The sequence below is a fragment of the Parafrigoribacterium mesophilum genome (assembly GCF_039652555.1).
GTDB classification, from domain to species: Bacteria; Actinomycetota; Actinomycetes; order Actinomycetales; family Microbacteriaceae; genus Parafrigoribacterium; species Parafrigoribacterium mesophilum.
In genome coordinates this window covers 1,500,095-1,513,844 of record NZ_JBDJAF010000001.1, presented here as the reverse complement: position 1 = coordinate 1,513,844, position 13,750 = coordinate 1,500,095, and the positions used below count along the sequence as shown (strand labels likewise).

At 66.4% G+C, this 13,750-nt stretch carries 18 protein-coding genes; 16 read left to right on the top strand and 2 right to left on the bottom strand.

The features are described 5' to 3' along the window. Positions 1 to 105 precede the first annotated feature (105 nt). Entirely contained in the window at positions 106 to 1,416 is a 1,311-nt protein-coding gene (gene aspS / locus ABFX56_RS07215) for an aspartate--tRNA(Asn) ligase (protein ID WP_346232575.1), read from the bottom strand. A 143-nt stretch (positions 1,417 to 1,559) separates the two neighbouring features. On the opposite strand from aspS, the gene ABFX56_RS07210 reads away from it, so the two are divergent. The 5 genes from ABFX56_RS07210 to ccsB all read left to right on the top strand — a co-directional run bounded on the left by ABFX56_RS07210 (position 1,560) and on the right by ccsB (position 6,193). Next, entirely contained in the window at positions 1,560 to 2,201 is a 642-nt protein-coding gene (locus ABFX56_RS07210) for a histidine phosphatase family protein (protein WP_346232574.1), read from the top strand. Then, the gene (locus ABFX56_RS07205; RefSeq protein ID WP_346232573.1) at positions 2,198 to 2,860 is read left to right on the top strand and encodes a TlpA disulfide reductase family protein; all 663 of its coding nucleotides are present in this window, start codon (positions 2,198 to 2,200) and stop codon (positions 2,858 to 2,860) included. Before ABFX56_RS07210 ends, ABFX56_RS07205 begins: the two co-directional genes overlap by 4 nt. Then, the gene (locus ABFX56_RS07200; RefSeq protein WP_346232572.1) at positions 2,857 to 3,597 is read left to right on the top strand and encodes a cytochrome c biogenesis CcdA family protein; all 741 of its coding nucleotides are present in this window, start codon (positions 2,857 to 2,859) and stop codon (positions 3,595 to 3,597) included. Before ABFX56_RS07205 ends, ABFX56_RS07200 begins: the two co-directional genes overlap by 4 nt. Positions 3,598 to 3,661: 64 nt before the next feature. Continuing rightward, positions 3,662 to 5,212, top strand: coding sequence for a cytochrome c biogenesis protein ResB (resB, locus tag ABFX56_RS07195; RefSeq protein WP_346232571.1), 1,551 nt, complete (start codon positions 3,662 to 3,664; stop codon positions 5,210 to 5,212). A 9-nt stretch (positions 5,213 to 5,221) separates the two neighbouring features. After that, on the top strand, positions 5,222 to 6,193 hold the full coding sequence (gene ccsB / locus ABFX56_RS07190; protein ID WP_428834409.1) for a c-type cytochrome biogenesis protein CcsB: 972 nt from the start codon (positions 5,222 to 5,224) through the stop codon (positions 6,191 to 6,193). Between the two features lie 63 nt (positions 6,194 to 6,256). Here the strand turns inward: ccsB and ABFX56_RS07185 are convergent, their stop codons facing one another. Next, positions 6,257 to 7,249, bottom strand: coding sequence for an o-succinylbenzoate synthase (locus ABFX56_RS07185; protein WP_346233168.1), 993 nt, complete (start codon positions 7,247 to 7,249; stop codon positions 6,257 to 6,259). A gap of 138 nt (positions 7,250 to 7,387) precedes the next feature. On the opposite strand from ABFX56_RS07185, the gene ABFX56_RS07180 reads away from it, so the two are divergent. From ABFX56_RS07180 to ABFX56_RS07130, 11 genes are all read left to right on the top strand, one after another. Next, positions 7,388 to 7,756 carry a hypothetical protein gene (locus tag ABFX56_RS07180; protein WP_346232570.1) on the top strand — a complete coding sequence of 123 codons (369 nt, stop codon included), beginning with the start codon at positions 7,388 to 7,390 and terminating at the stop codon, positions 7,754 to 7,756. Positions 7,757 to 7,776: 20 nt separating this feature from the next. Next, on the top strand, positions 7,777 to 8,721 hold the full coding sequence (locus ABFX56_RS07175; protein ID WP_346232569.1) for a 1,4-dihydroxy-2-naphthoyl-CoA synthase: 945 nt from the start codon (positions 7,777 to 7,779) through the stop codon (positions 8,719 to 8,721). An 18-nt stretch (positions 8,722 to 8,739) separates the two neighbouring features. Then, complete coding sequence (locus ABFX56_RS07170) at positions 8,740 to 9,870, top strand: AMP-binding protein (RefSeq protein WP_346232568.1); 1,131 nt, start codon at positions 8,740 to 8,742, stop codon at positions 9,868 to 9,870. Positions 9,871 to 9,988: 118 nt separating this feature from the next. Next, the gene (locus ABFX56_RS07165; RefSeq protein WP_346232567.1) at positions 9,989 to 10,990 is read left to right on the top strand and encodes a 1,4-dihydroxy-2-naphthoate polyprenyltransferase; all 1,002 of its coding nucleotides are present in this window, start codon (positions 9,989 to 9,991) and stop codon (positions 10,988 to 10,990) included. Between the two features lie 122 nt (positions 10,991 to 11,112). After that, positions 11,113 to 11,277, top strand: a complete 165-nt coding sequence (locus ABFX56_RS07160) for a hypothetical protein (protein WP_346232566.1) — start codon at positions 11,113 to 11,115, stop codon at positions 11,275 to 11,277. A 182-nt stretch (positions 11,278 to 11,459) separates the two neighbouring features. Then, on the top strand, positions 11,460 to 11,768 hold the full coding sequence (locus tag ABFX56_RS07155) for a hypothetical protein (protein ID WP_346232565.1): 309 nt from the start codon (positions 11,460 to 11,462) through the stop codon (positions 11,766 to 11,768). Continuing rightward, positions 11,761 to 11,946: a hypothetical protein gene (locus ABFX56_RS07150; protein WP_346232564.1), complete on the top strand. Its 186-nt coding sequence runs from the start codon at positions 11,761 to 11,763 to the stop codon at positions 11,944 to 11,946. The genes ABFX56_RS07155 and ABFX56_RS07150 overlap by 8 nt, the downstream gene beginning before the upstream one ends. Positions 11,947 to 11,950: 4 nt before the next feature. Beyond that, positions 11,951 to 12,115, top strand: a complete 165-nt coding sequence (locus ABFX56_RS07145) for a hypothetical protein (RefSeq protein ID WP_346232563.1) — start codon at positions 11,951 to 11,953, stop codon at positions 12,113 to 12,115. 46 nt (positions 12,116 to 12,161) lie between these two features. Next, complete coding sequence (locus ABFX56_RS07140) at positions 12,162 to 12,590, top strand: hypothetical protein (RefSeq protein WP_346232562.1); 429 nt, start codon at positions 12,162 to 12,164, stop codon at positions 12,588 to 12,590. 127 nt (positions 12,591 to 12,717) lie between these two features. After that, positions 12,718 to 13,080 (top strand): hypothetical protein, encoded by a 363-nt coding sequence (locus ABFX56_RS07135; RefSeq protein WP_346232561.1) that lies wholly within the window; start codon positions 12,718 to 12,720, stop codon positions 13,078 to 13,080. Next, a complete protein-coding gene (locus tag ABFX56_RS07130) occupies positions 13,077 to 13,739 on the top strand; it encodes a gluconate 2-dehydrogenase subunit 3 family protein (protein ID WP_346232560.1) in 663 nt (220 codons plus the stop codon). The genes ABFX56_RS07135 and ABFX56_RS07130 overlap by 4 nt, the downstream gene beginning before the upstream one ends. Positions 13,740 to 13,750 lie beyond the last annotated feature (11 nt).

Here is a 13,750-nt window from a genome sequence, read left to right as displayed (position 1 = left end):
GATCGCGGCAACGAGAAGAACGCCGTCGATGACGATCATGGTGAACAGACCGAGTACCAGGAGTTGTTCCATACCGCCGATTATGGCCGACCGGCGGTGCGGGCGCTAGGGCAGCAGGCGGTTCGGCCCGCGGAACAGATAGATGACCTCGCGCAGGTTCGGCAGGTGCAGCATGAGCATGAGCAGCCGCGACAGGCCCATCCCGAACCCGCCGTGTGGCGGCACGCCGTAGCGGAAGAAGTCGAGGTAGAAGTTCAGTTCGTCAGGATCCAGGTGCTTTTGCCGCGCCTGCGCGGTCAGCACGTCGATGCGATGTTCGCGCTGGGCGCCGGTGGAGATCTCCACACCGTTCCAGACCAGGTCATAGCTCTTCGTGAGTTCCGGATGCTCGGCGTCACGCATGTGGTAGAACGGCCGGATGCTCGTGGGGTAGTCGGTGAGAAACACGAACTCGTGGCCGAGCACCTCTGCCGCGTACTGGGAGATCTGCCGCTCACCCTCGGGGTCCATGTCGTCGTCGGTGCGCGGCACGACGTAGCCGCGCTCGGCCACGATGCGTTTGGCCTCCAGCAGCGGGATGCGCGGGAAAGGGCGTGACGGCACGGTCACCTCGACGCCGAACAACTCGCGGATTTCGTCACCGTGCTTGGCCTTGACCGCGGTGAGCGCGGTGACGAGGAGCTCCTCGTGCATCGCCATGACATCCTCGTGGCTGTCGATCCAGCTGATCTCGGCGTCGACGCTGGTGAACTCGGTGGCGTGCCGGCTCGTGAACGACGGGTCGGCCCGGAACGCCGGCGCGATCTCGAACACCTTGCCGAAACCCGCAGGTTGCGCCATCTGCTTGAAGAACTGTGGGCTCTGCGCCAGGAACGCCTTGCCGTCGAAGTACTTCACCTCGAACAGTTCCGCCTTCGACTCGCTGGCGCTGGCCATCAGCTTCGGCGTGTGCAACTCGATGAAGTCGTGCTCCACCCACCAGGTGCGCATGGCGTGCTCGAGGGTGGTCTGGATGCGGAAGATCAGGTTGTTCTCCGGGCGGCGCAGGTCGAGGAAGCGCCAATCCATCCGCTTGTCCAGCCCAGAGTCCTCGGCGATCGGTGTTTCGCCAATCGCGGGACCAACCACATCCAAGGACTCGAGCTTGACCTCGATGCCGCCGAGTTTCACCCGCTCATCGTGCTTCAACTCGCCGGTCGCGGTAAGGAAACTGCCGTGGGTGAGGCCGGAAATCGTGTCGGCGAGCGCGTCGTCCTCCGCCGCCCGCGGATGCACCAGCTGCAGGGCACCAGATTCGTCGCGCAGCACGACGAACTGCACCTTCTTCTGATCCCGTACCGTTTCCACCCATCCGGAGACGCAGACGGGGCCGTCGCTGGACGCGGCGAGATTCTTGATCAAAGTGCGAGTGGTCACTCCAGCGAGTTTACCGGGGCGCTCCGGCGTCGATTCGCCGCCCGACTCCGCGCAATAGTTTCCGTTCCGGCTAGTTGTGCCCGGCGCAACGGGCACAACTAGCCGCAACGGAAACTCTCGGCACGGTTACGTACACTTGGATCGTGGTCGCATCCCAGGTCCACCTCGTTCGTCACGGCGAGGTTCACAATCCCGACGGGATCCTTTATGGACGCCTGGCGGGCTATCACCTTTCCGAACTGGGAAACCGGATGGCCGCCGCTTCCGCACAATGGATGAAGGGCCGCCGTCCCATCACGCGGCTCATTGCGTCGCCACTGCAACGGGCCCAGGAGTCGGCACAGCCCTGGGCGGCAGCATTCGGTCTGCCGATAGAGACCGACGAGCGCCTCATCGAGCCGACCAACCGGTTCGAAGGCAAGAAATTCGAGTTCGGTCCGCAGGTGCTCACCAATCCGGCATCCTGGCCGTGGGTGCTCAACCCGTTCCGCCCGAGTTGGGGGGAGGCGTACGCCTCGATCGCGCAGCGGATGCTCGCCGCGATCGCGGATGCCTTCAGCGGCACCTCGGACGGCGACGTCGTGCTGGTCAGCCACCAGCTGCCGATTTGCATGGTGCAACGGACCATCGGTGGTCGACACCTGTTCCATGATCCGAGAAACCGGCGGTGCAGCCTGTCGAGCATCACCACCCTGGTCCGGGACGGCGACGGCTTCGCCGAACTCGGTTACCAGGACCCGGCGGCGGACCTGGCCGCTGACGCCCTCGATCGGGGAGCGGTGTGAAGCTCGTCGTCAGGGCCGGTGCCCTCGTCATTGCCGCCGCGCTCGCGCTGTCCGGATGCTCGACCGACCCGCTCGCCGCGCAATACCGAGACGGCGGCAACCAGAACTACATCGCCGGCGATGGCACCGTACTGGAGATCCCCGTCTCGAACCGTGACGCGCCCGTCGAATTCAGCACCACCACCGACGCCGGCACGACGGTGTCGAGCCAGGACTACCGGGGCACGGTGCTGGTCGTGAACTTCTGGGCCGCATACTGCGACCCGTGTCGGGTCGAGGCGCCCGACCTGGAGAAACTGTCCCGCGCCTATGACGGCAAAGGCGTCGAATTCCTCGGAGTCAACATCGCTGACACCGCTGACACGTCCCTTGCCTTCGCCCGCAAGTACAACGTGACCTACCCCTCCGCCCTCGACGCGGACTCCGGCAGCGTGCGACTCGCCTTTGCCGGAAAGACGGCGCAAAGTGCGCTGCCGACCACCCTGGTGTTGGACACCGAAGGCCGGGTCGCCGCCCGCATCCTCGGTCAGCTGCAATCGCCCTCGATTCTCGACTCCATCATCAAGACGGTGCTGGCCGAGAAGAATTCGGCCCAGAAGAATACGGCGCAGAAGAATACGGCGCAGAAGAATACGGCCCAACAGAATCCGGCGCAGTGAACCCGATCGGCGAGATCATTTCCGGCGGCAACTTGGCTCTGGCCTTGCCGATCGCGCTCGCCGCCGGCTTGGTGTCGTTCGCCTCACCGTGCATCCTGCCGCTGGTGCCGGGCTACCTGGGCTACGTGGGCGGCTTCGCCGGAGACGGGCAGCGGCGGGACCGCCGCCGGCTGCTACTGGGTGTTCTGCTGTTCGTGCTGGGGTTCAGCGTCGTGTACGTCACCCTCACCCTCGCCTTCGCGGTCGCCGGGCTTACCCTCATCCGTTGGATGGGCCTGATCACCAGGATCGTCGGCGCCGTCGTGATCGTCATGGGGCTCGTCTTCATCGGGCAATTCAGTGTGCTGCAGCGCACCATGAAACCGCAGTGGAAAGTGGCGACCGGACTGGGCGGCGCACCGCTGCTGGGCATCGTGTTCGGACTGGGCTGGGCCCCGTGCATGGGCCCGACGTTGGTGGCAGTGCTCGGGCTGAGCCTCGGCAGCGGGTCGCCGGCCCGCGGCATCCTGCTCGGGGCGGTCTATTGTCTGGGACTGGGCATCCCCTTCCTGCTGGTCGCCCTCGGATTCAACTGGGTCACCGGTTCGGTCAGCTGGCTGAAACGTCACATCCGGATCATCAATATCGTCGGAGGAGCCATGCTGGTTGCGATCGGACTGCTCATGGTGTCCGGCATCTGGTCCATTCTCATTGCCAACCTGGGATCGGTGATCATCGGTTTTGTCCCGGCCCTCTGACCACATCGAGTCCCCGCTGCCGCCGCGTCCGAGCGACGGCATCACTCAGCCCCGGCTCGGTCCTGTGGGATATCTGCGCTTCTTCTGGCGTCAACTCACGAACATGCGCACGGCGCTGTTCCTGCTGCTGCTGCTGGCCATCGCCGCGGTGCCCGGATCGCTCGTCCCGCAGCGCAGTTCCGACCCGAACGGGGTGGTGCAGTATGTCGCAGACAACCCCGGCCTGGCGCCGGTGCTCGACGCGCTGCAGTTCTTCGACGTGTACACCTCGGTGTGGTTCTCCAGCATCTACCTGCTGCTGTTCGTCTCCCTGATCGGATGCGTCGTGCCGCGCACGCTGCACCACCTGAAGGCGCTGCGCGCGAAACCCCCGAAAACCCCGGCACGCCTGGAACGGCTCGCCGGTTTCACCACCCAGCCGGCGCCGGCTGGGACCGACGCCGCCACCGCCATTGAGGCGGCCCGCCAGGTGCTGCGGCGCAGCGGGTACCGGGTGCAGCTGTTCGACGGCAAGGCCCTGTCGGTGTCCGCCGAACGCGGCTACGCCCGCGAAACCGGCAACCTGCTCTTCCACACGGCCCTCATCGGCGTGCTCATCGCGGTGGGCATCGGCGGCGGCTTCGGCTACGCCGGCCAGAAGGTCGTGGTGGAGGGGCAGCCATTCGTCAACGTGCTCGGCTCCTACGACTCGTTCAATCCGGGCCGGTTCTTCACCGACGCGACGCTATCGCCGTACCGCCTGGTGCTGAAGAAGTTCACCGCCGTATACGAAGAGAACAACCTGGATGCGTACGGGCAGGCGATCGACTACACCGCGGATGTCACCGCCTACCGGCCACGGCAGCCGGCGCAGGCCGAAGCGATCAAAGTGAACGAGCCCCTGTCCATCAGCGGCACGAACGTCTACCTTCTCGGCAACGGCTACGCACCGCGCATCACCGTGCGCGACGGCGACGGCAATGTCGCGTTCAGCGATTCCGTGCCCTTCCTGCCGCAGGACACCAACCTCACCTCCATCGGCGTCATCAAGGTGCCGGATGCTCTGCCCCAGCAGATCGGCATGATCGGCTTCTTCTACCCGACAGCCAAGGAGCTCACCTCCGGCGCGTTCACCTCCATCCATCCCGAGTTGCGCGCGCCCATGCTGAGCCTGCGGGTATACACCGGGGACCTCGGGCTGGGAGACGGCGAGCCGAAGTCGGTGTACGCGTTGGACACCGACGGCCTCACCGAGGTGGCCGGCGCCGGCGCCGACAGTCCCGCCCTGCAACTGACACCGGGGCAGACGGTGAGCCTGCCCGGCGGCATCGGCACGGTCACCTTCGAGAACATGGATCCGGCCGCAGCGGACCAAAGCCGCAGCGTGTCTCGGTTCGCCTCGCTCGACATCCACCACGACCCCAGCCAGCAGTGGGTGTTCGTGTTCGTCGTCCTCGCCGTCGCGGGACTGCTCGCCGGGCTGTTCGTTCCGCGCCGTCGGGTGTGGGTGAAGGCGGTCGAGGAGGATGGGGGCATCCGCCTCGAATACGCGGGACTGGCCCGCGGCGAAGATCCGGGACTCGAAGGCGCCGTCGCAGACCTTGCCGCCAGACACATCAAGCGCCTGGGCAGTTAGGCTGTGCAGGTGACAATCGCTGACCTCGTGTCGTACTCCCTCGTTGCCATCTACTCGGCCATGGCCGTGTACACCCTGGCCTTCGTCTGCTTCGCCCTCGACCTCGCCAAACGCTCCGCGGAAAGCCAGGCCGTTCCGATCACCGCCACCGTCCCGGCACGCTCGGTAGGGATGATGGCCGGCACCACGACGGCGACGCTCGAACGGGCGCCGGCCACTGAGACCGTGGCGCCGTCCCGCCGGTTCGAGCGCACGGCGTTCGCGCTCACCGTGCTCGCCTGGGTGCTGCACGTGCTCGGCACGGTGCTGCGCGGGTTCGCGAACGGCCACGTGCCCTGGTCGAACATGTTCGAGTTCTCGCTGACCTCCTCGGCGATCATCGTCGGCGTCTTCATCGTCGCGCAGTTCTGGCAGAATCTGCGGTTCCTAGGCGCCTACATCACCGGTTTCGGGCTGTTGCTGCTCGGCGTCGGCACCGTCAACTTCTACGTCGACGTCAAGCCGCTGCCGCCGGCGCTGCAGTCATACTGGCTGGTCATCCACGTGTTCGTCGCCACCCTGGCCACCGCGCTGTTCGCCATCGGCGCTGGACTGTCGATCGCCCAGCTGCTGCAGGCCAGGCGCGAATCGGGGAAGTCGACCTGGCTGAAGGGCCTGCAGACGCTGCCGGATGCGCAGCGCCTGGAGAACCTCGCCTACCGGGTGGTCGTGGTCGGTTTTGTGTTCTGGACGTTCACCGTCATCGCCGGCTCGATCTGGGCCGAAAAGGCCTGGGGCAGCTACTGGGGCTGGGACACCAAGGAGGTCTGGACCTTCATCATCTGGGTGCTTTTTGCCGGCTACATCCACGCCCGCGCGACCCGCGGTTGGCGCGGCGCGCGGTCGGCGTGGCTGGCGCTGGTCGGCTTCAGTGCCGTGCTGTTCAACTTCACCATCGTGAATCTGTTCTTCAAGGGGCTGCACACCTACTCGGGGCTGTAGCCGACTGTTCCCGTTCCGGCTACGAGGGGCCGTTGCGCCGGGCACTATTGCCCGGAATGGAAACTACTGCACGGGTTCCGCGACGAGGTGCGCGTAGCACCGCGCCAACCGCTCCCGCCACCACGCTGTGCGCTCGGGGCTCGCCGCATGCCGGTCGAGTAACGCGTCACTGACCTCCACCGGCCGCACCGGGATCTCGCCCGCGACGGGCAGGAGCGGCTGCGGCGTGACATCCGCCGCCAGCAGCGCGGCGGTACCCAGCCCGCAGTCGAAGTCCAGACTCGGCAGCACCGCGGCCAGGTGCGCGCCCATCGAAATGCCCACCGAGGTGTCCAACGCGCTCGAGACGACGGCGCGCAGCCCGGCACCGGCCACGATCTTCAGCGCCGCGCGGATGCCGCCCAGCGGTTGCGCCTTGATCACGAGCAGGTCGGCGGCGCCGGCTCGGGCGACGGCGAGCGGGTCGCTGGCCTTCCGCACGCTCTCGTCGGCCGCGATGAGGACTCCCTCGCCGGCCAGCGCCGACCGCAACTGTGACAGTTCGGCCACCGTAGCGCACGGCTGCTCCACGTATTCCAACCGGAAATCCTGCAGTGCGCGGATGGCGGTTTCCGCCTCGGCGACGCTCCAGCCGCCGTTAGCGTCCACGCGGATGCGCCCGGCCGCCCCGACGTAGTCGCGTGCGGCAGCCACGCGCGCAACATCATCCGCCAGCACCTGTCCGCGCTCGGCGACCTTCACCTTGATCGTGCGGCAGCCGGGGAACCGGTCCAGCACCGTGGCTACCTGCTGGGGTGCTACCGCCGGCAGGGTCGCGTTGACCGGGATGGAGTCCCGCAGCGGCGACGCCTGCGCCCGCCAGCCGAAGTCGATCGCAGCAGCCAACCAGACCGAGGCCTCGGCGTCCTGGTACTCCACGAACGGTGAGAATTCGCTCCAACCCTGCGGCCCGCGCAGCAGCATCGCCTCGCGCACGTCGATGCCACGGAAGCGGGCGGCCAGCGGCAGCGCGACTATCCTGGCGGAATCGAGCAACTCGGGCAACGGGGGAAGCAACGTTGGGGGCACCCCTCCAGTGTGCCGCGCCGGGACGCCCGCATGCCACGCGGCACGACGCGCGAGGCGCTGCACTACTGTGGGTGGGACTCGGGCTGCAGGCATTGAGGGAAACGGAACGGCGATGGAGGCACAGCAATGACGTCCAACGCCGAAGCCGCCGAGTCCTGGCCGACTGACGGGGCACCACCCGACCCCCAGCGGGGCCGGTCCGGCAGGTCGGCGCGCGCCGTATCGGCACCACTCGGACTGGTGGCGCTCGGTCTGGCCCTGCTGTTCGTGCTGGGAGACGGGATCGCCATCGCCGCGGCATCCTCGGGAAATTGGAGCCTCGGCACGTCGATCGCCCAGGCGATGATGGGCGCCACCGTCGTGTCGCTGGCCCTGGCCGTGGTCGCGGCAGTGCTCGGACGCGGCCGTCGTTTCGCCATTGCCGCGGCGATCATCAGTGTGCTGGCCAATCCACTGGTGCTGACCGGCATCCTGACCTTCGCCGGCTCACGGTAGGCCACGCGTAGGCTTTGAGCATGCCTGAAATTCCCGGACAGTCAGCAACTTCCGGACAGCCCGCGGTTTCCGAGCTGTTCGACCCGACCCTCTGGAGGCCCGTCGCAGGCTTCGAGAAACTGACGGATGTCAGCTACCACCATGATGTCGCCGGCCGGGTGGCTCGGGTGGCCTTCAACCGCCCGGAGGTGCGCAACGCATTCCGGCCGCACACCGTCGACGAACTCTACGCGGCCCTCGATGACGCCAGGCAAAACTCTCGAATCGGCGTTGTGCTGCTCACGGGCAACGGCCCCAGCGCCAAGGACGGCGGCTGGGCGTTCTGCAGCGGAGGCGACCAGCGCATCCGCGGCAGGGACGGCTATCAGTACGAGGCCGCGACCGACGCCGATGCGCCGCGGCAGCATCCCGTCGGGCGCCTGCACATCCTCGAAGTGCAGCGGCTCATCCGGTTCATGCCGAAGGTTGTCATCGCGGTGATCCCCGGCTGGGCAGCCGGCGGCGGACACTCACTGCACGTGGTCTGCGACCTGTCGATCGCAAGCCGGGAGCACGGCCGATTCAAACAGACGGATGCCGACGTGGGCTCCTTCGACGCAGGCTACGGCAGCGCATATTTCGCCCGCCAGGTGGGACAGAAGTTCGCCCGCGAGGTGTTCTTCCTGGCCAGAGAATACTCCGCCCAGCGCGCGCTGGACGCCGGCGCGATCAACGCCGCGGTACCGCACGCCGAGTTGGAGAAGACCGCGTACGCGTGGGCGAACGAAATCCTCACCAAGTCGCCCACCGCCATCCGGATGCTCAAGTTCGCCTTCAACGCCGTGGACGACGGCATGGTGGGACAGCAAGTCTTTGCCGGGGAGGCGACCAGGCTCGCCTACGGCACCGACGAGGCGGTCGAGGGCCGCGACGCCTTCTTGCAGAAGCGCGAACCGGACTGGTCGCCGTACCCCTGGCAGTACTGATGCCGCCCCGGAGCTGCTGTGACTCGTGAGCTGAGGGTGGTGCCCGCGGCGGATGCGTCCATTGTGCTCGCCGCGCTGCGGCAGGCCTTGACGGCCGACGGGCCGGCCATCCTGCCGGCCGCCACTGGGTTCGATCCGGCAGGGTTGCCCTCCACCGTGGCACAGCGGATCGCCCTGGTGGTGGAGACCAGCGGGTCCACCGGTCGGCCCAAACGTGTCGCCCTGAGCGCGGATGCGCTGCTGTCCAGCGCTGCGGCGTCCGCGTCGGCGCTGGGCGGCCCTGGTCAGTGGCTGCTTGCGCTACCCGCCCACTATGTGGCAGGAACCAACGTGCTGGTGCGGTCCCTGGCCGCCGAAACCGAACCGGTGATGCTGCCCGGCGGGCACTTCGACGTAGGCCGGTTCGTCCAGGCCGCCAGGAGCATGGATGCCGACTTACGGTTCGTGTCGCTGGTCCCGGCGCAATTGCGCCGGCTGCTGGCGGCGGAGCGCGCACTGGGGGTATTGCGCCGTTTCGACCGAATCCTTGTCGGCGGCCAGTCGACTCCGCTGGACGTTCTCGCCCACGCGCTCGAGCTCGGACTCAACCTCACCCGTACCTACGGCTCGAGTGAGACCTCGGGCGGATGCGTGTACGACGGCGTCCCGATCGGCAACACCAGGGTGCGCATTTCAGACGGGCAGGTGGAACTGGCCGGCAGCGTGCTCGCCGAGGGCTACCTCGGCGACGATCAGCGCACCGCGGACCGGTTCCAGCTCAGCGACGGCGTGCGCTGGTACCGCACCGGCGATACAGGACGATGGGAGGGCGGCACGCTGCGCGTGACCGGCCGGATGGACGACATCATCATTTCCGGCGGCGTGAAGGTGTCGTTAGCCGACGTGGAACGCGTGGTACGTGCCATGCCCGGCCTTGGCGAAGCGGTAGTCGTCGCCGTCGCGAGTGACCGGTGGGGCCAGGTCCCCGTGGTCGTCTCAACGGCGAGTGTCGACCTCACTCGGTTACGCGACGACGTCAAAGCAGTGCTGGGCCCGGCCGCCGCCCCGGCATCCGTGCGCGTTGTGCCGGTGCTGCCACGGTTGGCCAGCGGCAAGCCGGACCGCCGCGCGCTGGTGGCCTTGGCAAGCGCAGACAGCGCTGCTCGTTGACAGCGCTGATTATTGACAGCGCTGCTCATTGACGGCGCCGACTGCTGACCGGCAGCGATCTACCTGCCAGGAGGCATCCTCCACATGGTCGCATTCCGCGCGCCAGTAGGATGATCCCGTGGCCAACAAGACCAATAAGAAGCGACCTCAGCGGGGGCGTCCGGCTGCGCCGAGGTCAGCCGCAGCGGGGAAGAGTCGCTCCGGTGGCCACCCCGGTCGGCAACAGCCACGCGCGGTGGTGGCCGCGGCGGGCGCCTCGGACTGGATCGCTGCGGCGCGCATCCGCACCCTACCGGTCGCGGTCGCGCCGGTGGCCCTGGGCACCGCGGCCGCACTCGTCTACACTCCCGGCGAAGTGCACTGGGTGCGAGCTTTGTTGTGCCTCGCCGTTGCCCTGTGCCTACAGATCGGCGTCAATTACGCCAACGACTACTCCGATGGCATCCGCGGAACCGACGCGCATCGAATCGGCCCGGCCAGACTGACGGCGTCCGGGGCGGCGAAACCCCGCGCGGTGCTGGCTGTGGCGTTAGCGTTCTTCGCTCTGGCGGCGGCCGCCGGAGCCACGGTGGTCGTGACCAGCGGCTTCTACTGGTTACTCGTCGTCGGCGCCGCCTGCGTGGCGGCCGCCTGGTTCTACACGGGCGGCAAGCACCCATACGGCTATTACGGACTCGGCGAAGTGTTCGTCTTCGTGTTCTTCGGCCTGGTCGCCACCGCGGGAACCACCTATGTGCAGGTGGGCACGGTCACCATCGAAAGCTGGCTGGCCGGGGCGGCAGCGGGCAGCCTGGCCTGCGCCGTGCTCATGGTGAACAACCTCCGAGATCTCGAGCAGGACGCGCTGGCCCGCAAACGCACGCTCGCGGTGCTGCTGGGAGCGAAGCTCTCGCGCATCCTGTTCGGCATCTTCATGACGATCCCCTTCCTGATCCTGATTTTCTTCGCGGTGTTCTACCTGAACGCGCCGCTCGTGTACTTCGCCTTGCTCCTGGCGGTTCCCGCTGCGCTCATCGTCGCCACGGGTAAAACCGCTCCAGAATTCATGCTCGCGTTACGTCTGACCAGCCTCACCGTGCTCGTGTTCGGGCTCGGCCTGGCAGCCGCCATCGCCTTCTGAGGTCGCCTGGGAGTTGCCTGTACGTTCTTAGGCCTCACCTGGACGGTAACGTGCGGTGGTCCTACCGTGTGATGCGTCCGTCGTACCCCGGCGGATCAACACGGAATGGTAGGTAACACACAATGTCTCTGCTCGTGATTCTCGCAATTATCGGAGTCATCCTGCTCTTTGTTGGCGGGTTCGTGGCTACTCTCAAGTTCCTGCTCTGGATCGGCATTCTGCTGTTGGTCATCGCAGTGATCGTCTGGCTGGTGAGATCTATCTCCGGCCGTAGCAGCAGCGTCTGACCGAACATCTGTTGCGCCCGGGTGCCCATGGCGCCCGGGCGCTTTTTCGCGCCGCCGCGGCGGAATTACCACAAAGCTCAGGGACGGACAACCCCTTGTTGGTGGGGGGACACTGCGGGTTCAATACGAAAGAGAGAGGGCGTTCTACCTACAAGCGCCCCGCACCATTCAGGAGGGGAAACGTGCATCTCACAACGAAGCAAACCGCATATGCGGTAAACGCCCCGGAGGCCTGCAACATCGACGTCCAAAGCCTTTCACCGTCGGCGTGGCGCATCTGCGACACCAGGTTCTCACAACACGACGACGCTCGCGCACTGATCGGATTCGTCGAGGAAAAGGACGGCGTGTTCGAGGTCATGCAGATGGGCCGTGGCTTCGAGTGGTTCACCTACGCCACCCTCGAGGATGCCATCGCGCACTTCGTCCGCGTCAGCCCGCCGGCCACCGGAACCGAGCACGTCCTATCCTGGTTGCCGTCTCATGCCTAAGCAACGAGACTCCGTCAGCGCCCAGAATCGCGCTACCGACCTGCTGGCTCCCCGCTCTGCGGTGGGCGGCACCTCCGCATCAATAGCGAAACTCCAAATCGACAACCTGCACAGTTCCCTGGCCGCCACCGTTGGTCAGGACCGGCAGGGCGCGCAACGCACAAGAGAAAAGGACTAAGCACATGAACTCGCTCTTCATCATCCTGGCGATCATCGCGATCATTCTGCTTTTCGTCGGAGGTTTCAACCAAGCGTTGAACTTCCTGCTGTGGATCGGAATTGTTCTCTTGGTCATCGCGATCATCGCCTGGCTGTTCCGCTTCATTTCGGGACGCCGGTCGGTCTAGCGGGGCCGGACCCAAGTCCCTACGAACCGAAAGAAGCAGAATCTTTATGGACACCACAACGTTGGTCTGGATCATCGTCGTGATCGTCGTTATCCTCATCGTGCTCGGGGTGGTGCTCTACCTCGGTCGAAGGAGAACGCTCGACGCGCACCGCACCAAGGCAGCCGAGTTGCGGCAGAACGCCCGGGACAACGAACTTGGCGCGCGCGAGAGTGAAGCCAAAGCCACGCGAGCCGAGGCCGATGCGAAGCAGGCCGAGGTCGACGCGGAACGGTTGCGCCGCGAGGCGCGTGAACGGGCACAGGAGGCTGAATCGGTCCGCTCCCGATCAGACGACCAGCTTCGTGAGGCCAACTCGCTCGACCCCGACACCGACGTGCGCGGACGCCCGAGGGACACCGCGGATGAGCCGCGTACTTCGGCCCGCCATGCGGGCTCTGAGAGCAGCGACCACCCGGAACAGAATCGACGTTAGCTGCGTGTTTGCTCCCAGCGGGTTGCGGTCTGGCTGAATCCGCACAAGCTGGATCTTTGTGGTCCGCGAAATTGATCGAATAGTCCAAGATGTCAAGACGGGGCGGTTCGAGCGCAGCTTGTCCGCCATGACGGCGGCCGGGGCACTAGTCAGCGCCGCTGAAATCTATTTCGAGCACGACAAGGCCAGCTTCGGCAACAAGTGGATGTGGGCGCCGGTCGTGCTCGGCCCGGTCGGCGCCGCCGCTGGTGTAGCGGGAGTGGTGAGTCGGCGGATGGCAAAGACATTCTTGCCGCTCGCGTCCGGCATCATCGTGGCCAATGGGCTGCAGGGCACTTGGCTGCACGGGCGCGGGATCAAGCAGAAGCCGGGCGGTTGGCGGAATTTTCGCTACAACATGGAAATGGGACCGCCGTTGATGGCGCCGCTGCTGGTCACCCTGGTCGGAGGCATGGGCCTGCTCGCGGCACTGCTCAGGCGAGAGAAATGATGCAACTGCCGGCGCGTCCGGCCGACGGCGGGCGGCGATACCCGGGTTTCCACACGATGGCGCAGGCTGGCCGCTGGGACCCGGTGACTCGTGCGGCGGTCGAGTCCCGCCTCGGCCCCCTTCCCGGTATCCGGTTCTTCACGCCGCAGGAAGAGGCGTGCGCCCGGGCCCTCGTCGACCAGTTGCTCGATCAGCGCGATGAGCCGCGAGTTCGAGTTGTCGAGCTCATCGACGCCCGGCTGGCTGAGGATCAAACCGATGGCTGGCATTATGACAACCTGCCGCCGGACCGGGAAGCCTGGTCCAGGTCGCTGGCCGCCCTCGATGACGAAGCCCGGGAAGAACACGGCGATGACTTCGCCGGCTGTGCGCGCGAGGATCAGGCAGCGATCCTGAACAGCATCCACGCCCTGGGCAGGGGTTCGTGGCGCGGCTTTCCGGCTGACCGGCTCTGGAGTTTGTGGACCAGGTACGCCTGTACGGCGTTTTACTCGCATCCGTGGGCGTGGGACGAGATCGGGTTCGGTGGCCCCGCGTACCCGCGCGGCTATAAGAATCTCGGGATCGACCGCCTGGAGCCGTTCGAGGTTCCGGATGCGAATCCGTTCGATAACCCGGTCCGCCCCCGGGGGGACGCCGTGGACAAGGGCACATCGTGAACCCGACAGGC